Below are 24,206 nucleotides of genomic sequence, written 5' to 3' on the forward strand. Positions count from 1 at the left end.
AGCGCGCCAATGGGCATTCCGAGGGATTCGCAAAACGACTACGCCGCGGCCCAGATCGAAGCGCGCTTGCGCTGGGTCGAGAATTTGACGGGCCGGCGCTACCCGCATCTCGGCGGCGAGCCCGTCCTGCCCGAAGCCGTCAAAGGCACGTGCGAGAACTTCACGGGCTTCGTCGGCATCCCGCTCGGACTCGCGGGGCCGCTCAAGATCAACGGCGCGCATGCGAGCGGCGAATTCGTCGTGCCGCTCGCGACGACGGAAGGCGCGCTCGTCGCATCCTTTTCCCGCGGCATGAGTCTCATCTCCGACAGCGGCGGTTGCACGACGACGCTGCTCGACAACGCGCTTCCGGACAGCGAGCGGCCCGCATACCGTTTCCTCGGCGATGCGCTCACAAAGGTCTCGGCGATCGTGCTGCGCTCGGCGAGCCACGCGAGCGCGTTCGACGCGTGGCTGCGCGCCCACATCGCGCGGATCGTCGAGGCCGCGAACGCGACGAGCCGGCATGCGCGGCTGCTCGAAGTCACGCCGCTGCTGCAAGGCGATCTGGTCGGCCTCGCGTTCACGTACGAAACGGGCAACGCGATGGGCCTGAACATGGCGACGAAGGCGAACGAGGCGGCCTGCCGATACATCGCCGAGCAATGTCCGCAGTTCGTCGAGGGCTACCTGAATACGCTCGGCGGCGACAAGCGCTTCGTCGCCGATCAGGCGAAGGGCCGCTACGTGTCCGCGAGCGCGCGCATTCCGGCCGAGCTGGTCGAGGCGCGATTGCGCACGACGCCTGCGCGCATGCGCCGCTTCCTGCAGGCGTGCAACACGTTGCTCGCGCAGCGCGGCGCGACCGCGCCGAACATTCACGTCGCCAACGCGTTGACCGCACTGTTCATCGCGTGCGGCCAGGACCCGGCGTTCGTCACCGTGTCGTTCAAGAACGCGTGCACGACGTTCGACGTGCTCGACAACGGCGACCTGCTGGCGGCCGTCACGCTGCCGAACGTGATCGTCGGCGTCGTCGGCGGCGGCACGCGCCTGCCCGCGCAGCAGGAATGCCTGCGCATGCTCGGCTGCGAGGACGACGCGCGCAAGCTCGCGGAAATCGCGGCGGCCGTCGCGCTCGCTGGCGAGGTGTCGGTCGCGGGCGCCGTGAGCGCGGGCGAATTCACGCGCGCGCACACGGTGCTCGGCCGAGGTCTCGAGCAAGCGGCGCGCGCGTCGTCGGAGCGCGCGACATGAGCATCAAGCGCGTGCTGCTGTGCTGCCGCGGCGAAATCGCGCTGCGCTTCGTCCGCACCTGCCGGCTGCTCGATATCGAGACCGTCGCGATCTACACCGACGACGATCGCAACGCCGGCTTCGTGCTCGCGGCCGATTCGTCGTTTCACATCGACGCATGGAATCCGGCGACGCTGATCGACACGGTCGTTTCGATTGCGCAGGCCGTGCGCGCGGACGCGCTCGCGCCCGGCTACGGGCCGCTTGCCGAAAACGCGGAATTCGCGGCCGCGTGCGCGGCGCGGCGGCTCGTGTTCGTCGGACCGCACGCGGAGGCAATCCGCCGCACCGGCGACAAGATCGAGGCGCGCGCCGCCGCGCAGCGGGCGGCGGTGCCTGTCGTGCCGGGTGCGGCCGTGTCGAGCGACGCGCAAGCGGCCGCCGCCGCGGACGAAATCGGCTTTCCGATCCTCATCAAGGCGGCGCTCGGCGGCGGCGGTCGCGGGATCCGCGTCGCCGAGCGCGCCGAGCAGTTCGAGTCGGCGCTCGCCGAGGTTCGCCGCGAAGCCAAGCTCGCGTTCGGCAGCGACGAAATCTACCTGGAGCGCTTCCTCGGCGAGCGGATTCGCCATATCGAAGTGCAGGTGCTCGGCGACCGCCACGGCAACCTGCTGCATCTCGGCACGCGCGAATGCAGCGTGCAGCGCCGGCGGCAGAAGATCGTCGAGGAGGCGCCAGCCCCCTCGCTGCCGGACGCGTTGCGCGAGCGGCTGCACGCGTCCGCGCTCGCCGTCGCGCGCGAGGTCGGCTATGACAGCGCGGGCACGGTCGAATTTCTCGTCGAGGGCGACGAGCGCTTCTACTTCATTGAGATGAACGCGCGGATCCAGGTCGAGCATCCGGTCAGCGAGGCCGTCACCGGCGTCGACATCGTCGAGCAGATGCTGCGCGCCGCGGCGGGCGAGCCGCTCGGGCTGTCGCAGGACGACGTGCGCTTTCGCGGCTGCGCGGTCGAGTTCCGCGTGTGCGCGGAGGACGCGCATGCGGACTTCCTGCCGACGGGCGGCGTAGTCTCGCACTACCGCGTGCCCGAAGGACCGGGCGTTCGCATCGACTCGGGCGTCCATGCCGGCGCACGGCAATCGACGCGCTTCGACAGCCTGTGCCTGAAGCTGATTGTCGACGGCGCGACGCGCGAGATCGCGCTGCGCCGCGCGCAGGACGCGTTGAGCGAACTCGTGATCGCGGGCTTCAGCACGAACCTGCCGTTCCATCGCTGGCTGATCGATCATCCGCCTTTCCGGCTCGGGCGCTACGACCTCTCGGTGACGCGCGATTTCCCGTTCGCGCATGGCGTGCCGGACGGCACGGCGCGCGTGCTGCACGCGCTCGCGGCGCTCGCGGCGCACGTCGGCACGCCGGCGCTTGCGCCGAGCGCGAGCGAGCCGGCGGACCGTGCGTCGGTTCCTTCCGCATGGGCGATCCGCAACGACCGCCGCTCGTGGCTGACGTGACGGCGCCCGTTCGACGAGTCCAGTCAACCACGACGAGGAGCGCTCGTATGAGCATCCCCCTGCTTCGCACAGCTTATACGGGCGCGTTGAGCGACGCGCCGGAAGACGAACCGCCCGTGCGGATCGACGTCCAGACCGTTGAGCCCGACGTCTATCGCGCGGCGTTCGGCGACGGCCACGCGCTGCTGCTTCGCCTGATATCCTGCGAATCGCTGCCGGACGGCGTCGTCAGGCTCGTCGCCGAAGCGGACGGCGCGTATCACGCTATGCTGCTGACGCCCGCCGCGCGAGGCGGCATGACGCTCGACTACGCCGGCATTCATCGGACCATCCGCACGCGCGGCGCACCGCGCGGCTCGAACGGAACGCGCCGCGGGGGCGGACGCGCCGCGCACGCGGCGATCACCGCGCCGATGCCCGCGCGCGTCGCCGAAATCCTGGTCGCCGAATCGGACGTCGTCGACGAAGGCGCGCCGGTCGTCCGCATCGAGGCGATGAAGATGCTGATGACGCTGACTGCGCCGCGTCGCTGCCGAATCGAGACCGTGCACGTCGCGGCGGCGGAGAACGTCGAGGCGGGCGCGTTGCTCGTCAGCGTGGCGGACGCCGATCCCGCCTGACCGCGCTCGCCGAGCGGCCGGACCGTGCGCCATGCCGGCGCGGCCGCTTCAATCGATTTCCTGACCTTCCACCATAGCGGAGTTGCCGTGAGTCTCGAATCCAACATCACGCAGTACTGCGACACCCTCACGTATTCGAAGATCGATCCCGCTGCGATCGAAATCGCGAAGCATTCGCTGATCGACATTCTCGGCGTGTCGATCGCCGGATCGCGCGACGCCGAAGTCGAGCTGCTCGCCGGCGTCATCGAGCATTGGGGCGGCCGGCCCGAAGCGCGCGCGATCGGCCGCGCGAGCCGCCTGCCCGCGCCGTCCGCCGCGCTCCTGAACGGCGCGGCCGCGCGTGCGCTCGATTTCGACGACGTCGCCGATCCGCTCGGCACGCATCCGAGTGTCGCGATTCTTCCGCCGCTGATCGCCGTCGCCGATCTGAAGGCCGACGCAATCGATCACCAGACATTCATCGCCGCCTACGTCGCCGGGCTCGATCTGTCGATCCGGCTGTCGCGCGCGCGCCGCGAGACGCTGCTCGAGAGCGGCCGCTACGATCTGTGCAAGGTGATCGCGGCCACCGCGGCGGCGGGCATCCTGTACGGGCTGAAGGGCGATCGGCTGCGCCACGCGCTCGGGATCGCGTACACGTCGGCGCTCGGCGAGACGCAATGCATGATCGACGGCGCGCCGACCGTGTTCTATCAGCAAGGGCTCGTCGCGGCCAACGCGGTGCGCGCGGTCGTGCTCGCGTCGCACGGCTTCACGGGCGCGCGAGACTTCCTGACGGGCCGCTGGGGCTATTATTCGGCGTTCGAGCCGGGCTCGGCCGTCGGGACGGTCGACGCCGATCTCGGCAAGACGTTCGCGAACGTCGACGGCGTCGCGTTCAAGCCGTTCCCGACTTGCCGCCCGAACACGTCGGCCGCCGCGCTCGCGCTGGCGCTGACGAACGGCGAGCGCTTCGACGCAACGCAGATCGAGCGCGTCGACATCCAGACCAATCAGCAGATCTACGATCTCGTCAGCGTGCCGGTGGCGCGCAAGCAGGCGCCGACGAGCGTCGTCGAGGCGCGCTTCAGCATCGCGTACAACGTCGCGACGGTCCTCGCGACCGGCGATCTGTTCATCGGCGACTTCACCGACGACGCGATCCGCCGCCCCCACGTGATCGCCGTGAGCCGCAAGATTCATCCGACCACCGATCCCGATTGCGAGCGCCGCGAGCTCGGCACGCACGGGAAGATTAAGATCGCGATCCGGCTCGTCGACGGGCGCGTGCTGTCCGGCGAAGTTTCGTACGCGAAAGGCAACCCGAAGAACCCGATGACGCTCGACGAACTGGTCGCCAAATTCGACAAGTGCGTCGCCTATTCGCGTCTTGCGCATGCGCAAGCGAATCGTGCCGGCATCGTCGATTGGGTAGTCGATGCATCGAATCGGAATCCGAAGTACGCGCAACTCGCGTCGCTGCTGCACGCGCCAGCCGCGGCCTGACACCGATCCCGCCCGCTCGCCGGGCGGGGCGGTTTCGCCGCCGCGTGCGAGCATGCGACACGGGACCGACGCGCGGGGCCATGCCGCCCGCGCATCGGTTTCGCGCGCCCTTCGGCTCACTCGACCGTCTCGGCGCCGCTCTCGTCGTGCGCCCGCACGGCGACGGGCGCCGCCGCCGGCTTCGCGTGTCCGCTGAGAATCCGCTCGACGAGCTCGGCTTGCCGTTCGCGCGCCTTCACGATCGCGCCCGCCTTCACGTAGCCGTAGCCGCGAATCGCGTCGGGCGTCTTCGCCCATGCGACGGTGTCGGCGAGCGTGTCGCGCGTGAGCCGTGGCAGCAGGCGATCGAGCGTCTCTTCGTATTCGCGCACGAGACGGCGCTCGTCGCGACGCTCGGCCGTCCAGCCGAACGGATCGAGCGGCGTGTGCCGAAGCACGCGCCCCGCCGCGAGCACGCGGAACGCCGGGACCATCCAGTGCGAGAACGCGCGCTTGCGCGGCGGCTGGCCGCCTTGTTTCGAGCGCGCGTCGAGCGTCGGCGGCGCGAGGTGGAAGGTCAGCTTCGCGCGGCCGGCGAAGCGCGCGCGCAAGTCGTCGAGAAACGCCTTCGACGTATGCAGGCGTGCGACCTCGTACTCGTCCTTGTAGGCCATCAGCTTGAACAGCATGCGCGCGACCGCGTCGACGAGCGTGACATCGCCGAGCGGCGCCGCAGCCGTGCGCACGCGCTCGACCATTCGCCGGTAACGGGCCGCATAACGCGCGTCCTGGTATTGCGTGAGAAACGCCGTGCGGGACGCGATCAATTCGTCGATGGTCTCCTTCTTGCGCCGCACGAAGTCGACGGGACGCCACGCGCCCGGCGGCGTCGTGCCGGCCGTGCCGAGATGGTGCGCGACGAATGCCGGATTCGCCGCCCACAGCCGTCCCCACGAGAACGCGAGATATTTTGCGTCGGCCTGGCCGCCCTGCAGGCCCAGCGCGTGGCGCAGCGACGCGAGCGACACGGGCACCGCGCCGCGCTGCCACGCGTAGCCGAACAGCAGCATGTTGGTCTGCATCGGATCGAGCAGCTCGGTCGCCAGCGCCTTCGCATCGATCGCGTCGTAGCGCTCGACGCCGACGACCTTCTCGATCAGCGACTGGATCGCGTCCGTCTCGATGCGCGCGTCGGCATCGCGCAACATCGCGCCCGTCTGTGTCTGCGCGGTATTCGCAATGACGAGCGTCTTGCCGCGTTCGAGCGACGCCAGCGCGTCGTCCTCGGTGGCGACGAGCAGATCGGCGGCGAGCAGCGCGTCGGCGCCGCCGCGATCGATCCGATATTGATGCAGCACCTCCGCCTCGAGCGCGATCCGGATGTGGCTGAGCACCGCGCCGCCCTTCTGCGCGAAGCCCGTGAAGTCGAGCACGCTGACCGAGCGTCGGTCCAGGTGGGCGGCGAGTCCGATCGCGTTCGCGACGGTGACGACGCCCGTTCCCCCGACGCCCACCAGCATGATCTCGAACGGCTCGTCGAGCGAGCGCGGCTTCGGTTGCGCGAGCGCGTCGGCGCGTGCGATCACGTCAGCGGGATCGGCCTTCGCGGGCCGGCGCTCGCGCAGCTTGCCCGTGACCGTCACGAAACTCGGACAAAAGCCCTTCACGCACGACAGATCGGTGTTGCACGAGTGCGCGTCGATCGTGCGCTTCAGGCCGAACGGCGTGTCGACCGGCACGACGGACAGGCAGTTGGACTTCACCTGGCAATCGCCGCACCCTTCGCACACGGCCTCGTTGATCACGACCCGGGTCTGCACCGCCGGCGGCGGCTGTCGCTTTTTCCTGCGCCGCGCTTCGGTCGCGCAGACTTGATCGAAGATGAGCACGCTCACGCCGCGCGTGTCGCGCAACTGGCGCTGCACGTCGTCGAGCGTGTCGCGATGATGGACTTCGACACCCTTCGGCACGCTGCCGTGCGCCTGGTAGCGGTCGGGATCGTCGGCCACGACGACGACGCGCCGCGCGCCCTCGCTCAGCACGAGCTCGGCCGCCTTGCGGACGGTGAGCTGGCCGTCGACCGGCTGGCCGCCCGTCATCGCGACCGCGTCGTTGTATAGCAGCTTGTACGTGAGGGTCGCGCCCGCGGCGATCGCCTGCCGAATCGCGAGATAGCCCGAATGGAAGAAGGTGCCGTCGCCGATGTTCTGGAAAATGTGCGGCGTATCGACGAAAGGCGCCTGGCCGAGCCAGTCGACGCCCTCGCCGCCCATCTGCACGCTGCCGCTCGTCGCGCGCTCGGGCATCCGCGCCGCCATCGCATGACAGCCGATGCCGAGACGCGCCTCGCTGCCCGCCGGCACGCGCGTCGACGTGTTGTGCGGGCAGCCCGAGCACAGATACGGGGTGCGCCGGATCCACGCCTGCGCGCGGAGCGCGGGCGCCGCGCCCCACGCGTGCGGGATGCGCAGCGGCACATCGAACGCCTTCAGCTGTCGCGCGAGCAGCGGCGCGACGCGCGACGGGCGCAGTTCCTCCAGTTCCGAGACCAGCGGGGCGCCCTTCTCGTCGACTTTCCCGACGATCGCCGCACGGCGGTCGTGCCGCGCGTTGTAGAGACAGTGCTTGAGCTGCTCCTCGACGACAGGCTGCTTTTCCTCGATGACGAACACCTTGCCCGCGCGATGCGCCCACGTTTCCAGCAGCGGCGACAGCGGATAGACGACGTTGATCTTCAGCAGCGCAACGCCTGCCCGCTCGAGCTGGTCGAGCGACACGCCCCCTTGCCGCAGCGCCTCGCGCACGTCGCGATAGGCCTTGCCGACCGCGGCGATCACGAGCACGGGCCGCGCGGGCGTCGTGACGGCCTCGTCGAGCGGATTGGCGCGGATAAACGCGCGCGCCGCCTTGAGCTTGTATGGATGGCGCCGCTCGATCTGCATGCCCGGCAGATCGGGCCATCGCCAATGCAGTCCGTCCGGGCCGGGTTCGACGGGCGGCTGCGTGAAATGCGGCGGCTCGAACGTCGGCACCGACGCCGACGCCTCGACCGTCTCGGTGATCGCCTTGAAGCCGACCCACAGACCCGATGCGCGCGACAGCGCCCAGCCCCATAGTCCGCAGCGCTCGTAGTCGGCGAGTCCCGACGGGTGGATCACGGGCAGGCCCCACGCGATCAGCGTGCGATCCGACTGGTGCGACATCGACGACGACACGCAGCCGTGGTCGTCGCCCGTCACGACGAGCACGCCGCCGTGCGGCGACGAACCGTACGCATTGCCGTGCTTGATCGCGTCGCCCGAGCGATCGACGCCCGGCCCCTTGCCGTACCACATGCCGAATACGCCGTCGTAGCGCCTCGTCGCATCGGTTTCGACGCGCTGCGTGCCGATCAGCGCCGTCGCGGCCAGATCCTCGTTGATCGCCGGCTGGAACCGGATATGCGCGTCCTCGAGTCGCGCTTTCGCGCGCCAGAGCTCGTGGTCGACGCCGCCGAGCGGCGACCCCCGGTATCCGCTCACGAAGCCCGCGGTGTTCAGACCCGCCGCGCGGTCGGCGGCGGCCTGCGCGAGCAGCAGGCGCACCAGCGTCTGCTGGCCGCTCACGAAAATGCGTCCGGGCGGATCGTCGAGTCCCTGGCGATAAATGGAATCGCTCCGGTATTCAGTAGTCTTGAACATGGTTTCGTGCCCTCGATCGCGGAAATCCCACATTGAAGATGTGGCGGCAGCGTCGTCTCGCGCGCTCGCCCGGAAAATCGGCCTCGTGGTGCAGCGGTCGAGGCCGGGCGCCGGATCAGTCGATGCCGGCGCGCGCGATCGCAATGGCGTCGCGCAACACGTCGGAGTCCGCGATGTGATGCATCAGCACGAGCACGAGCTGAGCATGGAACAGATGGCCCTGAGCGTCGTCGAGATCGCGGCATGCATCGGCCAGCATCGCAAAATAGGCATCCGGATCGGCGAGCTCCGGAACGCGCGCCCCCGTCACGGGCGTTGCAAAGCTGTCGCTCACGTTGCCATTCATGATTGCGTCTCTTCGAACGAAAGGGGAATCGGTGCGCCGACGGCTCGATCGAGGATCGCCCACAGCGCTCTCGAATCGACGCGCTCGAACGAGCCGAGCACGTGCTGATCCGGCCGCAGCAGCACCGCGTTGCCCGGCGCGAGGCCGTAGCGCAGCGCGACGAAGCCTTCGTGATCCCACAGCGTCGAGCATCCCGGTGCATCGTGCTCGTGCGCGGGCCGTGTCGGCGACGCAACGACGAGGTCGAGCAGCGCGGCGCGCGGCGCGGCGGTGAGCGCGGAGATCGCCGCGTCGTCGGGATCGCCGTAGACGAGCAGCGTGTATCCCGGCCCGCCCAGGTGCGCGAGCAGCCAGTCGGGCTCGCCGGCGCGCTTGACGGGCGCGTCGACGGCGGGCGAGCCGGGCTTCAGCACGCCGGGGTGCGCGACGGCGCCGACGAACTGCCCGACGCCCGTCAGCACGGCCGGGCGCGACAGCCGCCCGGAATTGACGAGCGCGCGGCCGAACGGCGTCGTGCGCGCGAGCGCGAGCGCCGCGCGCCGCAGCACGTCGACGGCCGGGCTTTCCGGCGAGATGAAGCGCGCGCTGCGCGTCGAGTTGAGGATATTTTCATCGGCGGCGAACACGCGCTCCTCCCCATACGAATCGATCAGCGATGCCGGCGCGCCGTGGCGAACGATCGCGGCGAGCCGCCAGCCGAGATTGTCGATGTCCTGCAGGCCGCCGTTGCCGCCCCGTCCGCCGAACGGACTGACTTCGTGCGCGCTGTCGCCCGCGAACACGATGCGCGAATGGACGAAGCGCGCGAGGCGCCGGCAGCGAAACGTATAGACGCTCACCCAGTCGATCCGGAACGCCACTTCGTCGCCGAACATCGCGCGCAACCGTTGCTCGACGCGTTCGGGCTCCCGTTCGAGTACCGGGTCGGCGTCGGCGCCCAGTTGGAAGTCGACGCGCCACAAGTTGTCGGGCTGCTTGTGCAGCAGCACCGACCGATTCGGATGGAACGGCGGATCGAACCAGAAGCGGCGCTCGGCGCGAAGCGACGCGTCCTTCATCTCGATGTCGACGATCAGGAAGCGATCGGGAAACATCTCCCCGACGAACGGCAGATCGAGCACTTTTCGCACGGTCGAGCGCGCGCCGTCGCACGCGATCAGCCAATCGCAATCGAGCCGGTACTCGCCGTCCGGCGTTTCGACCACGACCGTCGCGCCGTCGGCGCGGCCGATCACGTCGGTGACGCGGCTGCGCCCGCGCAGATCGACAAGGCCGCTCTCGGCGCACGCTTGCGCGAGCCATGCCTCGATATAGGACTGCTGCACGTTGATGAACGGGGGCCACTCGAATCCCGGCTCCGGCTGGAAGTCGAAGCTGAACACTTCCCGGGATTGGTGGTACAGGCGGCCGACCTTCCAGTTGACGCCTTGTTGGCGCAGCCGGGGGCCGAGCTTCATCCGCGCGAGGATTTCGAGACTGCGTTGCGCGAAGACGATCGCGCGCGAGCCGTCGATCGGCGCGTCGCGCGCCTCGAGCACCACGCTCGCCACGCCGCGCTGGGCGAGATCGCAAGCGAGCGCGAGACCGATGAGCCCGGCGCCCACGATCACGACCGGAACGCGCGCGGGCGCGTCGAGGTCGAGTTCGGCGGGCCGGGTGTAGGAAAAACGAGATGGGGGACGCATCCGCAGGCACTCCCGAAACGCCGTGTTAGCAAAGAAACGACTGGATGAGTTGTTTCGATTTCAACGCGATGCTGCGCAATATTAGATCGCACACGGTCAATTCGCAACAGCAATTAATTTGCCGGATGCCGGCGATTTTTTCGCCTAATTTCCCGTAATTTGGACGCAAAATCCGGCAATAACGCAAATTAGAGTCGATTCTCTTTATCGATATGCCCGTGTCGATTGATTGCGACAACGCACAAAATATCGCATAAGATTTATTTGCATGAGATCATATTCGGCCGCCTAATCGGCGAAAGGGCCGCATCGCGATTCGGCTGGTCGAGCCGGAATGCGCGTCGCGACATTCGCCGGCAGGCGTCGGTGCGCGGCGACGTCCGCGCGCCGTTCGCCCATGGGCGTTGTCCATTCATTCCTCGAAGCAAGGAGCACATCTTGACGACACCTGCCGCGTTATCGATGGGTCATGAAGCGCTGTCGCGACGTCTTGTCCTGCTGCTGGCAATCGGGACCGGGATCGGCGTCGCGAACGTGTACTACATCCAGCCGATACTCAGCCTCGTCCAGCGCGACTTCGACGTTCCGCCGCAGCTCATCGGCTGGGCGCCGACGCTCACGCAAATCGGCTACGCGCTCGGCATTCTGCTGCTCGCCCCGCTCGGCGACATGCTGAGCCGCCGCTCGCTGATCGTCTGCAAGGGGCTGCTGCTCGTCCTCGCGCTCGTTGCCGCGGCGCTGTCGCCGAACTATGCGGCGCTCATCCTGACGAGCGCCGCGATCGGACTCTTCAGCAGCGTCGGCCAGGATTTCATTCCGGTGGCGGCGCAGCTCGCGCCCGATGCGCATCGCGGCCGCATCGTCGGCACCGTGACGACGGGCCTGCTGACGGGCGTGCTGCTGTCCCGAACGCTCGGCGGCCTCGTCGCGCAGCAATTCGGCTGGCGCGCGATCTACGCGGTCGCGGCGGCGCTCGAAAGCCTCGTCGTGCTGGCGGTCTGGCGCTTGCTGCCGCCGCTGCCCGTGAGCGCGGCCGGCCGGTATTCGCAACTGATGGCGAGCCTCGTCAAGCTCTGGCGGCAGCATGCGGCGCTGCGCCGGGCGGTGTATACGCAAGGATTCCTCGCGATGTCGCTCGGCGCATTCTGGTCGACGCTCGCGCTCGTGCTTGCCGCGCCGCCCTACCATCAGGGCTCGGGCGTCGCCGGCGCATACGGCGTCGCGGGCGCCGCGGGCGCGCTCGCCGCGCCGCTTTTCGGGCGGTTCGCCGATCGCACGGGGCCGCTGCCCGCGATCCGCCTCGGCTGCCTGCTCGTCATCGGATCGTTTGTCGGCATGTGGATTTTCTCGGGCTCGCTGATTGCGCTCGCGATCGGCGCCGTTCTGTTCGATCTCGGCGTGATGGCCGCGCTCGTGTCGCATCAGACGATCGTCAACACGATCGATCCCATCGCGCGCAGCCGCCTGAACGGCGTCCTCATTACGGGCGCGATGTTCGGCGTCGCCGTCGGCGCGGAAGCCGGCAACGTCGAGCTGATCTATGCAGGCTGGCCCGGTATCTGCGCCGTCGGCGTGATCGTCGGCGGCCTGGCGCTCCTGCTGCGGCTCGGCAACCGATGACCGCGCCGGCGGTACGACTCGCGCCGAGCCGCGCCGCGTCGCCGGTGCGCGCCGTTTCGCCGCGATCCCGCCGCGATCCCGCCGAGGTCGCGCCGGCCGGCGCCCGGACGCGTCGCAATCGCGCGCGTGCGTCGCGCGTCCCGCCGGCTTTCGCGTGCGTCGGTCGTGGGCGGTCGTGGGCGGCATGTCACACGGTCGCTCGCTTCCTTGTCCACCGCATCACAACCGGAACAGGTACTCCATCGTGAATCGAACCTCACTTCGCGCCGGCCGACTGATCGGCGCGCTTGCGCTCGCCGCGCTCTCCTGTGCCAGCATCGCCCAGACCTCGAACGGTCCGGCGAGGACAAGCCCGCTGAAAGCGGCCGACGCGATCGAGATCCAGTACCTCATCGCGCAGTACGCGGCGACGCTCGACGCCGATACCGTCGGAGAACCGGCGCAAAGCCGCGTGGATCGATTTACGCGCCTGTTTACGCCGGACGGCGTATGGACCCAGCATGTGTGGAACGCGGGCAAGCCCGCGGACGACGGTCCGGGCTGCTTCGTGCGCGGCCAGGCGCAGCTCGCGCGATTCGCGCAGGTGCTGTTCGGCAACGTGACGAACCGGCCCGCCGCGACGACTCGACACAATCTCGTGACGCCGCTCATCGACATATCGGGGGATCGCGCTGAGGCGGCCGCCAATTGGATGCAGACGCGCGACGCGACGCTTTCCGAGGGGCGCGTCGAACTGCTCGCGACGGGCCGCTATTACCTGACGCTTCGCCGGCAGTCGTCGGGCTGGGCGATCGAAAAGCTCGATCTGATGAGCGATCATCCGCTGTACGGCACGCCGCTCGGGCCGCCGTGCACGCCGACCGGGCCGCGATAGGCGCGACTCGCGGCGCGCCCGGGCACGCGCGTCGGCGATGGTCGTGGGGCGCGACGCTGTCGATGCAGGCCCTCGCCGGCGACGGTTTCGTATTGGCGGCCGTCGCATGCGAAGCGGTGTTCATCTTGTTGAACCGACGGCTCGCCGCGCCGATCGAGCCGATCGTCCAGTCGACTGCGATGTCGGGACTCGGCTTCGCGCCCGCGCCGGCGGCGTTCGATGTGCGGAAGACGTGTGTGGAATCCGGTCGGGGCGCGCGGTTCGGCTCGCCGCGTTGGCGGATCGCCGACCGTGGGCCTTGGACCGTGGGCCATCCCGGCACGCGCGCATCGTCTGTCAACGACGGCCCGTACCTTCGCGCAACGCGACTCCCGCCGAACGTGTCATGGCGACGCGTTCAGCGTCGCGCGGCCCGCCGACACCGCTCGGCGGCGACAACCGCTCAGCTGACGAGTCCGATGTCGGCGGCCGCGATCAACCGCTCGATGTCGAGCAGAATCAGCATCCGGTCGCCGTCTTCGCCCGCGATCGAACCGAGGTCGGTGATGAACCCGGTGTCGATCGACGCGCCGAATTCGGGCGCCGGCCGCCGATCGGCCGCCGCGAGCTGGAGCACGTCGCTCACCGCGTCGACGACGACGCCCACCGTGCGCGCCGCGACGTTCAGCACGATGACCACCGTCGACGTGTTGTACTCGGCCGAATCGAGCGCGAACTTCAGCCGCAGGTCGACGATCGGCACGATCACGCCGCGCAGGTTGATCACGCCCTTGATGAACGCCGGCGCGTTCGCGATACGCGTCGGCTCTTCGTACGAACGGATCTCCTGCACGCGCAGGATGTCGATCCCGTATTCTTCGGCGCCGAGCCGGAACGTAACGAACTCCTGCGCATCGCGCGCCGCGTCGTGTCCGCCCATGCGCGCCGCGTGCGGCGCTTCCAGAATTGCATTCATTGCCTTCTCCTCCAAGCGCGTGACGCGCGTGTCGCCATCAGAACGTTTGCCAGTCTTCGGTCGCGCCCGCGACCGCCATTGCCGGCGCCGGCTTGCCGAACGTCGGCGCGGCGTGCGTCGGACGCGGCGTCGCCACGCTGCGCTTCGCCGTCGGCTTCGCCGGCGTTTGCGCCGCGTGCTGCGCATGCGGCGTCGCGACGCCCGCGTTCCCGCGGAAGAACGCGACGGCCTGCGTGAGCTGCCGCCCCTGCTCTTCGAGCGACTTCGACGCGGCCGCCGCCTCTTCGACGAGCGCGGCGTTCTGCTGCGTGACTTCGTCCATCTGCGAGATCGCCTGATTGACCTGCTCGATGCCACGGCTTTGCTCGCCGGACGCGGCCGCGATCTCGCCCATGATGTCCGTCACGCGCGCGACGGCCTGCGTTACCTCGGTCATCGTCTTGCCCGCTTCGCCCGCGAGCGTCGAACCGTCGTGGATCTTCTGCACCGACGCGCTGATCAGATCCTTGATTTCCTTCGCCGCGCTCGACGAGCGCTGCGCGAGGCTGCGGACTTCGCTCGCGACCACCGCGAAGCCGCGTCCCTGCTCGCCCGCCCGCGCCGCTTCGACGGCCGCGTTCAGCGCGAGGATGTTGGTCTGGAACGCGATCCCTTCGATGATTCCGGTGATCTCCGCGACCTTCTCGGAGCTCTGGCTGATGTCGGTCATCGTGTCGACGACCTGCCCGACCACCGTGCTGCCCTTTTGCGCGACTTCCGATGCGTTCGCGGCCAGCGCGCTCGCCTGCTGCGCGTTCTCCGCGTTCTGCCGGACGGTCGACGTCAGCTCTTCCATGCTGGACGCCGTTTCCTGCAGCGACGAAGCCTGGTGCTCGGTGCGCGACGACAGATCCTGGTTGCCCGACGCGATCTGGCTCGAGCCGGTCGCGATGCTGTCCGCCGCCGTTCTCACCTGCCCGATCAGCCGCACGAGACTCGCCTGCATCTCGCCCATCGAGGCGAGCACGCTGCCCGACGGCGCCGACTGCACGCCCGCGACCGGGCTCAGATCGCCGTTGGCGACGCGCCGCGTGACGTCGCCGAGCGTCGCGGGCTCGGCGCCCAGCGCCCGCATGAGGCCGCGCGCGATGAGGAGCGCCGCGAGCACCGCCGCGCCGATCGAAGCCGCGCAGAGGCCGACCAGCAACAGGCGCTGACTCGAGTAATGATCGGCGGATTCACGCACCATTTCCTGCGCACGGGTGCGCGTGTAGTCGCTGTACGCGTCCGTCGCCTTGATCAATTGGGCGAGAAGCGGCCGGCACTGGTCGTTCATCATCGTGATCGCTTCGTCGTGCCGATTGCTCAGCGCGGCGTTGACGATCGCGAGCGCGACCGGTCCGTATTGCGCCTCGACGCGATCGATATCGGCGACGAGGCTGCGCGCCTTGTCGCTCGAATCCGATCCACTCGTGACCAGCGCCTTCAGTTGGCGCAGATGCGCCTGCACGTCATCCTCCGCCTGCGTCACGGCGGCTTTCTCGAGCTCGACGTCGGCCGGCTTCGTCACGAGCACGAGATTGCGCGCGGCGATCGCGCGCCGGTCCACCGCCGTGCGCACTTGTTCGGCCGCCTCCGCGCGCGCGCTGATGCCGCCCACGTAGCTCGCGAAGCGGTCGTTCGCGTCGCCTAGCGCGTGCAGCGCGAGAACGGACACGATCAGCACCAGGCCGACCAGCGTGCCGAACGCGATCATCAGTTTCGCGCTCACAGTCATTTTCTGAAAATTCATTGTTTCACCTCGATTGATCCGACATCGGAACTCGCGTCGCGCCGCGCGACGCATTGCCGTCTTCTAACGGCCGCGATGAGGAATGCTTGAGATGCCGTTCGGCACAAAAATCGTTTGCATCAGGGTTTACGGCTCCGAAAAATCGCTTCGACCACCGAAGTGTCAGCCAATCGTTAACCAATCGGTGAGAATCTGTCACAAAACGGATCGCGGGCGGCGGTCAAACGGGGCTTGATCGATTCGCACAACAGATCGAGGCGAAGGGGGCGATTGCGTGGGAGCCGGGTCGCCGGGGAGCCGGCGAACGCGCTGTGGCGGCATCATTCGAGGCCAAAGGGCTCGATCGATGCGCCGCCGCGGATGACCGCGCAGATGACCGCGCAGGTGTCGGCGGAAGAGCGGGTCGGCGGGAGAGCGGCGCGGATCGGTCGACCCGTAAGACAAATGCAACCCGACGGCCAGCCGGGCGCCTTCCATCGCTGAAAGGGCACCGCGCTCGGGTGATATGTCAGGTTGTCGAAGCCGGATTTTCGTTTCAGTTTCAGATACACCGGCGGCATCGGCCAGCCGATAGCCTCACGGGTTTCGATGACGGCACCGTGTCAGGCACGGGAGCGCTGCCCGCGGCGCGTCGCTCGGCATTGCCGCCTTGCTGTCGTGCGGCCGCCGCTACGTGCTGTCGCACGCTCGTGCCGACACGTTCGCTGTACGACGGATTTTCGCCGCCGACCGGCAGTTGCCGCGCCCGCATCCGGCGCGGCGCCGATGCTCAATGCGTTCGATTGCGCAGCGTCTCCCTCACCCGCTTCGCGACGAGAACGGCCAGATAATCGCGTATCCGCGCGCCATCGCTGTATTCGGCCAGCGTTTCTTCATATAGCCGGGACACCGCCTCGGCAGGCGTGTGGGTTTCGGACGCGATCGCCTGGACGATCTCGTCGACGCGGTTCTGGACCATGTTTGCTCTCCACTGGGTGGGAAACGGACAAAACGGCTTGCACGCGGACGCCTATTGAATGACATCAAAAGCGCCGACGCAAATTGAATCCCTCTATGAATGCTTTGTTCACGCGACCCCATCTCTATTCGGACAAATCCGGATGCGAAGGGGCGGGCCGGCGCGCCGCCGAGCGGGCGCTGCGATGCCATGGAGGGTCGGATGCCGGTTGCCGGCGATTCGGGGCGCGACACGTTACACTCTCGTCGCATTCGCGACGTTGCGTCCCGGCGTCGCCCGAACGAACCGCGTCCGCGCGCAACATCGCCCGCGTACGGTTCGCCTCCTTTACTCGACTTTCGCAGTCCGACAGGAGTTCATCCATGGCGGTTCGCGACATCCACGACATCGAGCAGATCGAGCGCGTGCCGCTTCACGCGCGCGCGCTGCCCGCCAACACGCTGCAGATCTTCGACGAGCGCGCGGCCAAGACGCCCGACGCGCCCGCCCTCACCTTCTTTCTCGATGCCGACCGGCACGATCGGTCGCACACGTGGACCTTCGCCGAGTTGCGCGCCGACATCGTCAGGACCGCGAACGTACTCGCGAGTCTCGGCGTCGGCGCGGGCGACGTCGCCGCGTTCGTGCTGCCGAACCTGCCCGAGACGCACTTCGCGATCTGGGGCGGCGAGGCGGCCGGCATCGCGATGGCGATCAATCCGCTCCTCGACGGCGCGCAGATCGCCGAGCTCGTCGACGCGGCGCGCGCGAAGGTGCTGCTCTGCGTCGCGCCGACGCCCGGCGTCGACATCTGGCCGAAGCTCGCGCCGCATCTGGACGCGATGCCGACCGTCGAGACCGTCGTGTGGGTCGACCTGCGGCCTTACGTATCGCTGACGAAGCGCGCGGCGCTCACGTGGATCGAGCGGCGCGAGAAGGCGCGCGCGCCCCGCGCGCGGCGCCGGATCGTCAATTTGCATGCCGAAATGCGTCGGCAGCCGGGCGACCGGCTGATCAAGCCGCGCACGATCGCGCCCGACGAGCCGTCGTCGTACTTCTGCACGGGCGGCACGACGGGGCGCCCGAAGATCGCGGTGCGCACGCACGGCTGCGAGGTGTTCGACGTGTGGTCGGCAAGCGAGACGCAGGTGCGCGACGGTGACGACGCGCGAACGGTTTTCTGCGGGCTGCCGCTCTTTCACGTGAACGGCCAGCTCGTGACGGGCCTGATGGCGTGGCTGCGCGGCCATCACGTCGTGCTCGGCACGCCGCAAGGCTATCGCGGCAAGAACGTGATCGCGCGGTTCTGGGAGATCGTCGAGGCGTATCGAATCAACGCGTTCTCCGGCGTGCCGACGCTGTACGCGGCGCTCTTGCAGCAGCCGGTCGGCCGGCACGACATCGGCTCGCTCGAATACGCGGCGTGCGGCGCGGCGCCGATGCCCGTCGAGCTCGCGCGCAGCTTCGAGCGGACGACCGGCGTGAAGATCGTCGAAGGCTACGGGCTCACCGAGAGCGCGTGCGTCGCGTCGCTGAATCCGCTCGACGGCGAGCGGCGCATCGGCTCGATCGGCCTGCGCCTGCCGTATCAGCGGATGCGCGCGGTGATCGTCGACGACACGGGCCGCTACGTGCGCGATGCGCTCGCCGACGAGGTCGGACTGATCGCGCTGTCCGGGCCGAACGTGTTTCGCGGCTATCTCGATCCGGCCCACGAGCGCGGACTGTGGATCGACGTCGCGGGCGAACGCTGGCTGAACACGGGCGACCTCGGCCGCCGCGACGCGGACGGCTATTTCTGGCTCGTCGGCCGCAAGAAGGAGCTGATCATCCGCGGCGGGCACAACATCGATCCGCGCGTCATCGAGGACGCGCTCGCCGCGCACCCGGCCGTCGCGCTCGCGGCGGCGATCGGCCGGCCGGACGCGCACGCGGGAGAACTGCCCGTCGCGTATGTGCAGCTGAAGTCGGGCGCGAGCGCCGACGCCGACGCGCTGCTCGCGTTCGCCGCGGGCGCGATCCCCGAGCGCGCGGCGGTGCCGAAGCACGTGCGAATCCTCGATGCCGTGCCGACCACGGCGGTCGGCAAGATCTTCAAGCCGGAATTGCAGCGGCTCGAGATCGCGGACGTCGTCGCCGCATGCGCGCGCGACACGCAGGCGGCGCTCGAGCGGATCGACGTCGTGCAGGACGCGCGGCGCGGGCTCGTCGCGAAGGTCGCCGTGCGCGGACCGCGCGACGCGCTCGCCGAGCAACTCGCCCGCTATGCGTTCCCGGTCGATTGGGTCGACGGCGGCGAGCGGGCCGGCGGCCACGTGCTCGCCGCAGCCGCCTTCGACGCGGCCGCGAGGCGTGAGCCCACGTCGTGACCGCCCCCCCTTTTCCGTCGTCCGCTCCATCGCCCATCCGTCGATCCGTCATGCCGGCCGAATCTTGAAGCGTTCCGATAATTTCCGCGTGACGGCGGCCGTCGTCGCGAGCGCGCTCTTCATGCAGAACCTCGACAGCACGGTCGTCGCGACCGCGCTGCCGAGCATGGCGCGCGACCTCCACGTGAACGTCGTGTTCCTGAGCAGCGCGATCACGTCGTACCTCGTCGCGCTGACCGTGTTCATCCCGGTCAGCGGCTGGATCGCGGACCGCTTCGGCGCGAAGCGCGTATTCATCGCGGCGATCGCGATCTTCACCGCGGCGTCGGTGATGTGCGCGGCGGCATCGGCGGACGCGAGCACGCGAGCCAGACGGATTTCGCGTGGGCGTTCGTCGCGATCGCGCTCGTCGTGCTCGCATCGGTGCCGATGTTCGCGGCGCTGCCGGCCGATGCCGGCGAAGGGCTCGCGGGGCAGGCGCGGCGATCGTGGGAGTGACGGCGACTCGTTGCACGAACCACCGCGCGAACGCGGCAAGCCGCGGCGTCGAGCGCCGACGAACCGTCGAATCGTCGAATCGTCGGCGCATGCGTGCGCGGCGGCGCTTTGTCCGGCTTTCCCTGCGGATCGGATGACGGCGCGGTCTGATGCAATGGGTATTGACGAGGGTCGATCGGCGACCGTCAATCGGCGCGCGCAACGGCGTCGGCTCGAATCCGAGCGGCCCGAGCAGCGATGGGCCGACGACCGAGCCGCATGACTTCGTTGAATGGCCGCGTCCATGCGGTCATTTCATCGGATGCCGAACGATCAACGATCGTCCGCCATTTTGGCGAATCGGCCCGCCGGATGTCGGTCAGGTAGCGCTCGTGATGCTTGCCCGGCCGGTGCGCGCGACCGCCATTCCGCGCTCACGGCCGCGCTCCGAGGCCGCCACGGCCGCTCAACTCGCCGCGCGCGTCGCCGCGAGGAGCAGCACCGGCGGCCGCCGGCAGTCCGCTTCGAGGTCCGGCCGCACCGCGAGCGCATCGGGAATCGGCGCGGGCTCGCCGAGGTGCGTGAGCGTGAAGCCCGCCTTCAGCAGCGTGTTCACATAGGTCTCGACCGTCCGGTGGTACTTGACGACGCCGTCGACGAACCAGCGCGTATCGCGCCGCCCCTCCTGCCGGTAGCGATCGACGGGCCAGTGCTGCTTGTGGCCGTCGTCGTCGCGCACCCAGCCCGTCGGATACGCGGTGCAGATCGGATGCTCGACCGAGAACACGAAGCGGCCGTTCGAGCGCAGCGAGTCGTAGATTCGCGCGACCACGCCCGTGTAATCCTCGACGTAGTGCAGCGCGAGCGACGACACGACGAGATCGAACGCGCGCGTCGCCGCGTGGTAGGTCTCGATCGACCGCTGCAGATAGGTGATCGCGCCGTCTTCGGTGCGCGCGCGCGCCTCGGCGAGCATCCGCGACGACACGTCGATGGCCGTCACCGACACGGCGCCGTGCGCGCGCGCGTAGCGGGCGAAATCGCCGAAGCCGCAGCCGAGGTCGAGCACGTGCAGGCCCGCGAGATTGGGCAAGAGGCGCTCGAGTGCGGGAAATTCGAGTGCGCCGTTCAGGCCGGTGTCGCCTTGCCGAAGCGTACGGTAGCCTTCGAAGAACGATGCGTCGTCGTAGATGTTCTGCGGCGTGGACTGTGGCGCCGTGTTGGGATCGCTGCTCACGATGGACGCTCCTTGACGTAGACGGCAATCGGCGGAAAAGCGGCTCAAAGCGACGAATGACGGTGCAGTGCAATATCCGTTTGGAATGCTGCCTCGCCCGTCGCATTGTATCGCCACGGTGTGGAAATGCGCAGTCCAAAACAACCGTTTCCGCCGCGCCTGAATGCGCGCTCGTTTGCCAAAGCGCGCCTGCTCAAGTACCTTGAACCCCTGCCGCTTGCGATCGGCCCCCGCTTCGCCCCCGGCCGAATCCCGCCGGCCGGGCGCACGAACGCTATCGCATCCGTTCCTCCGCTGTCTGACAGGAGTGCCAGCCCCGATGAAAATTCCCCGTTTCAGCCGCACCCTGCGCGCGGCCGCCGCCGCGGTGGCCGTCTCGCTCGTTTGCGCCGCGCCCGGCGCGCGCGCCGCCGACGCGGTGACGGTCGCGTCGAAGATCGACACCGAAGGCAACCTGCTCGGCAACGTGATCGCGCAGGTACTGAAGGCGCACGGCATCGCCGTCGTCGACAAGATCGGGCTCGGCGCGACGCCGATCGTCCGCCGGGCGCTGACGACGGGCGAAATCGACATCTATCCGGAATACACCGGCAACGCCGCATTCTTCTTCAACAAGGCCGACGATCCCGCGTGGAAGAACGCCGCGCAAGGCTACGCGCTCGCGAAGCGGCTCGACTACTCGGCGAACCGGATCGTCTGGCTCGCGCCCGCGCCCGCGAACAATACGTGGGGCGTCGCGGTGCTGAGTTCGGTCGCGCAATCGCAGCACCTGAAGACGTTCAGCGACTTCGGCAAGTGGGTCGGCGCGGGCGGCACGGTGAAGCTCGCCGCATCGGCCGAGTTCGTCAACAGCGCGTCCGCACTGCCGTCGTTCGAGAAGGCGTATGGCTTCAAGCTGAAGCCGGAGCAGATGCTCGTGCTGTCGGGCGGCGACACCGCCGCGACGATCAAGGCCGCCGCGCAGCAGACGGACGGCGTGAACGCCGCGATGGTCTACGGCACCGACGGCGGCATCGCGGCGACGGGGCTCACGGTCCTCGACGACGACAAGCACGTGCAGCCCGTCTACGCGCCGACGCCGATCATCCGCGAGGCGGTGCTGAAAGCGCATCCGCAGATCGCCGATTACCTGAAACCCGTGTTCGCGAGCCTCGATCTGAAGACGCTGCAGACGCTCAACGCGCGAATCCAGATCAACGGCGAGCCGGCCGCGAGCGTCGCGGCGAGCTATCTGAAAGCGAAGGGCTTCGTCAAATGACGGCGCGCACGGCGGGCGGGGCGGGTGCGCCCGCCCCCGCGCCGCGTCCGGACGCGGCGCCGGCGTGGATCGCGCGCGTCGACAAGGTCGGCGTGCTGATCGCCGCGCTCGTCGCGTACGCGGCATTTTTCGAGCCGTTCGTCACGCTGCGCGCGAACCGGATCGCGGGCGGATCGGGGCTTGCGCTCGACGCGGTGTTTCCCGCGCGGCACGCGCATGCGCTCGCCGCGCTGTGGGCGGCGGGCGCGCTGTTCGCGCTCGTCCGCAGCCGCGCCGCTTTGCGCGCCGCCGTCGGCGTCGCGCTCGTCGTCGCGCTGTGCATCGCCGCCGGCGCCGCGCCCGCGCACCTCGTTACGCCCGACACGCCGCTCGCGCGCGTGTCGCCCGCGTCCGGCGCGTGGCTGCTGCTGTTCGCGTTCGCGGTGCTGATCGCCGATGCGCTCGCCCGCGTCGCGCTCGCGCCGGGCACCCGTCTGGCCGCGCTCGCCGCCGTGGTCGCGGCGCTCGCGGCATTCATTCACGGCGGCTTCTGGGACGGCCTGTCGGTGATGCAGGAATATGCGGTGCGCGCCGACACGTTCCGCAACGAGGCGATCCGCCATCTTGCGCTCGTCACCGCCTCGGTCGCCGCGGCGACCGCGCTCGGCGTGCCGCTCGGCATCGGCTGCACGCGCTCGGCCGCGCTGCGGGGCGCGCTGCTGCCGCTCCTGAACGTCGTGCAGACGATCCCGAGCATCGCGCTGTACGGCCTGCTGATGGCGCCGCTCGCGATCCTCGCCGCGCGCGTGCCGCTCGCCGCCGCGATCGGCGTGAGCGGGATCGGCGTCGCGCCCGCGCTGATCGCCCTCTTCCTGTATGCGCTGCTGCCGATCGTGTCGAGCGTTGTCGTCGGCTTCGCGCAGGTGCCGGCCGCCGTCATCGAGGCCGCGCAGGCAATGGGGATGACGGGCCGCGAGCGGCTCGTCGCGGTCGAGTTGCCGCTCGCGCTGCCCGTCGTGCTGTCCGGCGTGCGCATCGTGCTCGTGCAGAACATCGGCCTCGCCGCGGTCGCCGCGCTGATCGGCGGCGGCGGCTTCGGCACGTTCATCTTCCAGGGAATCGGGCAGTCGGCGACCGACCTGGTGCTGCTCGGCGCGCTGCCGACGATCGCGCTCGCGCTCGTCACGGCCGTGCTGTTCGAGGCCGCAACCGAGATCGCGAAAGGAGCGCGCCGATGATCGAGATCGAACGCGTGAGCCGGCATTTCGGCGATCTCGTCCCACAGGGACTTCCTCCCGTCATCGCGGTCGACGACGTGTCGCTCGCGGTCGCGCGCGGCACGGTGACGGCGCTCGTCGGCGCATCGGGCAGCGGCAAGTCGACGCTGTTGCGGATGATCAACCGGCTGATCGCGCCGACGAGCGGGACGATTCGCGTCGACGGCGTCGACACCGCGAGCGTGCCCGCCGAGACGCTGCGGCGCGGGATCGGCTACGTGATCCAGGGGCACGGCCTCTTCCCGCACTGGACGGTCGCGCGCAACATCGCGACGGTGCCGCGCCTCCTCGGCTGGCGCGCGGCGCGCATCGACGCGCGGGTGCGCGAGTTGCTCGAGCTGTTCGAGCTCGATTACGCGACGTACGCGCGCAAGCTGCCGCATCAACTGTCGGGCGGCCAGCAGCAGCGCGTCGGCGTCGCGCGCGCGCTCGCGGCCGAGCCGGCGATCCTGCTGATGGACGAGCCGTTCGGCGCGCTCGATCCGATCATCCGCGGCAAGGCGCAGGACGATCTCGTCGCGCTGCAGCGTCGGCTCAAGATCACAATCGTGATCGTCACGCACGATATCGACGAGGCGCTGCGGCTCGGCGATCAGATCGCGGTGATGGACGCGGGGCGCATCCTGCAGGCGGGCTCGCCCGCCGAGATTCTCGGACGGCCGCAGCCGGGCGTCGTCGAGCGGCTCGTCGCGGGTCTCGACAGGCCGCTGCGGCTGCTGTCGCTCATGCGCGTCGACGCGCTCGCCGAGCCGGGCGTCGCGCCCGGCGAGCCGATCCCGGGCGCGCTCACGCTGCGCGACGCGATCTCCGAGTTGCTGTGGCGCGGCGTCCCCGCGCTGCCCGTGTCGAGCGCCGACGGCGCCGTGACGACCCGCATCACGCTCGCGGCGATCGTCGCGCAAGCGAAGCAGCCGGCATGACGGGC

At 69.2% G+C, this 24,206-nt stretch carries 19 protein-coding genes and 2 pseudogenes; 13 read left to right on the forward strand and 8 right to left on the reverse strand.

The features are described 5' to 3' along the window. The first annotated feature begins 9 nt into the window (after nt 1-9). The 4 genes from WS62_RS17420 to WS62_RS17435 all read left to right on the forward strand — a co-directional run bounded on the left by WS62_RS17420 (nt 10) and on the right by WS62_RS17435 (nt 4,837). Nucleotides 10-1,236, forward strand: a complete 1,227-nt coding sequence (locus WS62_RS17420; RefSeq protein ID WP_066573110.1) for a hydroxymethylglutaryl-CoA reductase — start codon at nt 10-12, stop codon at nt 1,234-1,236. After that, on the forward strand, nt 1,233-2,729 hold the full coding sequence (locus WS62_RS17425; RefSeq protein ID WP_066573113.1) for an acetyl-CoA carboxylase biotin carboxylase subunit: 1,497 nt from the start codon (nt 1,233-1,235) through the stop codon (nt 2,727-2,729). The genes WS62_RS17420 and WS62_RS17425 overlap by 4 nt, the downstream gene beginning before the upstream one ends. Nucleotides 2,730-2,776: 47 nt before the next feature. Beyond that, a complete protein-coding gene (locus tag WS62_RS38675) occupies nt 2,777-3,349 on the forward strand; it encodes an acetyl-CoA carboxylase biotin carboxyl carrier protein subunit (RefSeq protein WP_269435285.1) in 573 nt (190 codons plus the stop codon). 87 nt (nt 3,350-3,436) lie between these two features. Then, a complete protein-coding gene (locus WS62_RS17435) occupies nt 3,437-4,837 on the forward strand; it encodes an MmgE/PrpD family protein (RefSeq protein WP_066573119.1) in 1,401 nt (466 codons plus the stop codon). A 116-nt stretch (nt 4,838-4,953) separates the two neighbouring features. Here WS62_RS17435 and WS62_RS17440 read toward each other — a convergent pair whose 3' ends face one another. The 3 genes from WS62_RS17440 to WS62_RS17450 form a co-directional block, all read right to left on the reverse strand. Further along, entirely contained in the window at nt 4,954-8,496 is a 3,543-nt protein-coding gene (locus WS62_RS17440; RefSeq protein ID WP_066573121.1) for an indolepyruvate ferredoxin oxidoreductase family protein, read from the reverse strand. Nucleotides 8,497-8,611: 115 nt separating this feature from the next. Continuing rightward, a complete protein-coding gene (locus WS62_RS17445; protein ID WP_066573123.1) occupies nt 8,612-8,842 on the reverse strand; it encodes a DUF2783 domain-containing protein in 231 nt (76 codons plus the stop codon). Further along, a complete protein-coding gene (locus WS62_RS17450) occupies nt 8,839-10,527 on the reverse strand; it encodes an FAD-dependent monooxygenase (protein WP_082721053.1) in 1,689 nt (562 codons plus the stop codon). Before WS62_RS17450 ends, WS62_RS17445 begins: the two co-directional genes overlap by 4 nt. Nucleotides 10,528-11,022: 495 nt before the next feature. Between WS62_RS17450 and WS62_RS17455 the strand changes: the two genes are divergently transcribed. The 3 genes and pseudogenes from WS62_RS17455 to WS62_RS38235 form a co-directional block, all read left to right on the forward strand. Beyond that, entirely contained in the window at nt 11,023-12,147 is a 1,125-nt protein-coding gene (locus WS62_RS17455) for an MFS transporter (RefSeq protein WP_066573161.1), read from the forward strand. Between the two features lie 244 nt (nt 12,148-12,391). Beyond that, entirely contained in the window at nt 12,392-13,021 is a 630-nt protein-coding gene (locus WS62_RS17460) for a nuclear transport factor 2 family protein (RefSeq protein WP_231748330.1), read from the forward strand. 50 nt (nt 13,022-13,071) lie between these two features. Beyond that, nucleotides 13,072-13,248: pseudogene (locus tag WS62_RS38235) on the forward strand (EamA/RhaT family transporter); the annotation flags it as partial. Between the two features lie 215 nt (nt 13,249-13,463). On the opposite strand, the gene WS62_RS17465 reads toward WS62_RS38235, so the two are convergent. The 4 genes from WS62_RS17465 to WS62_RS17480 form a co-directional block, all read right to left on the reverse strand. Beyond that, nucleotides 13,464-13,976, reverse strand: a complete 513-nt coding sequence (locus tag WS62_RS17465) for a chemotaxis protein CheW (RefSeq protein WP_066490196.1) — start codon at nt 13,974-13,976, stop codon at nt 13,464-13,466. A gap of 37 nt (nt 13,977-14,013) precedes the next feature. Then, nucleotides 14,014-15,747, reverse strand: coding sequence for a methyl-accepting chemotaxis protein (locus WS62_RS17470; protein WP_066573125.1), 1,734 nt, complete (start codon nt 15,745-15,747; stop codon nt 14,014-14,016). A gap of 320 nt (nt 15,748-16,067) precedes the next feature. Continuing rightward, a complete protein-coding gene (locus WS62_RS17475; protein WP_156441027.1) occupies nt 16,068-16,298 on the reverse strand; it encodes a hypothetical protein in 231 nt (76 codons plus the stop codon). A gap of 218 nt (nt 16,299-16,516) precedes the next feature. Beyond that, nucleotides 16,517-16,705, reverse strand: a complete 189-nt coding sequence (locus WS62_RS17480; RefSeq protein ID WP_066490052.1) for a DUF3562 domain-containing protein — start codon at nt 16,703-16,705, stop codon at nt 16,517-16,519. A 362-nt stretch (nt 16,706-17,067) separates the two neighbouring features. Between WS62_RS17480 and WS62_RS17485 the strand changes: the two genes are divergently transcribed. The 3 genes and pseudogenes from WS62_RS17485 (at nt 17,068) to WS62_RS17495 (ending at nt 19,551) form a co-directional block, all read left to right on the forward strand. Further along, entirely contained in the window at nt 17,068-19,053 is a 1,986-nt protein-coding gene (locus tag WS62_RS17485) for an acyl-CoA synthetase (protein WP_066573132.1), read from the forward strand. 121 nt (nt 19,054-19,174) lie between these two features. Then, nucleotides 19,175-19,441, forward strand: a pseudogene (locus WS62_RS33995) (MFS transporter); the annotation flags it as partial. Continuing rightward, a complete protein-coding gene (locus WS62_RS17495; protein WP_231748331.1) occupies nt 19,387-19,551 on the forward strand; it encodes a hypothetical protein in 165 nt (54 codons plus the stop codon). The pseudogene WS62_RS33995 and the gene WS62_RS17495, both read left to right, overlap by 55 nt. 445 nt (nt 19,552-19,996) lie before the next feature. Here the strand turns inward: WS62_RS17495 and WS62_RS17500 are convergent, their stop codons facing one another. Next, a complete protein-coding gene (locus WS62_RS17500; protein WP_066573138.1) occupies nt 19,997-20,767 on the reverse strand; it encodes a class I SAM-dependent methyltransferase in 771 nt (256 codons plus the stop codon). A gap of 319 nt (nt 20,768-21,086) precedes the next feature. On the opposite strand from WS62_RS17500, the gene osmF reads away from it, so the two are divergent. The 3 genes from osmF to WS62_RS17515 are packed head-to-tail and all read left to right on the forward strand — an operon-like array spanning nt 21,087 to nt 24,201. Further along, a complete protein-coding gene (gene osmF / locus WS62_RS17505; RefSeq protein WP_066573140.1) occupies nt 21,087-22,025 on the forward strand; it encodes a glycine betaine ABC transporter substrate-binding protein OsmF in 939 nt (312 codons plus the stop codon). Beyond that, complete coding sequence (locus WS62_RS17510; protein ID WP_066573142.1) at nt 22,022-23,242, forward strand: ABC transporter permease; 1,221 nt, start codon at nt 22,022-22,024, stop codon at nt 23,240-23,242. The genes osmF and WS62_RS17510 overlap by 4 nt, the downstream gene beginning before the upstream one ends. Next, the gene (locus tag WS62_RS17515; RefSeq protein ID WP_066573150.1) at nt 23,239-24,201 is read left to right on the forward strand and encodes an ABC transporter ATP-binding protein; all 963 of its coding nucleotides are present in this window, start codon (nt 23,239-23,241) and stop codon (nt 24,199-24,201) included. The genes WS62_RS17510 and WS62_RS17515 overlap by 4 nt, the downstream gene beginning before the upstream one ends. Nucleotides 24,202-24,206: the final 5 nt, after the last annotated feature.

The sequence above is a fragment of the Burkholderia sp. ABCPW 14 genome (assembly GCF_001523835.1).
Taxonomy (GTDB): domain Bacteria; phylum Pseudomonadota; class Gammaproteobacteria; order Burkholderiales; family Burkholderiaceae; genus Burkholderia; species Burkholderia mayonis.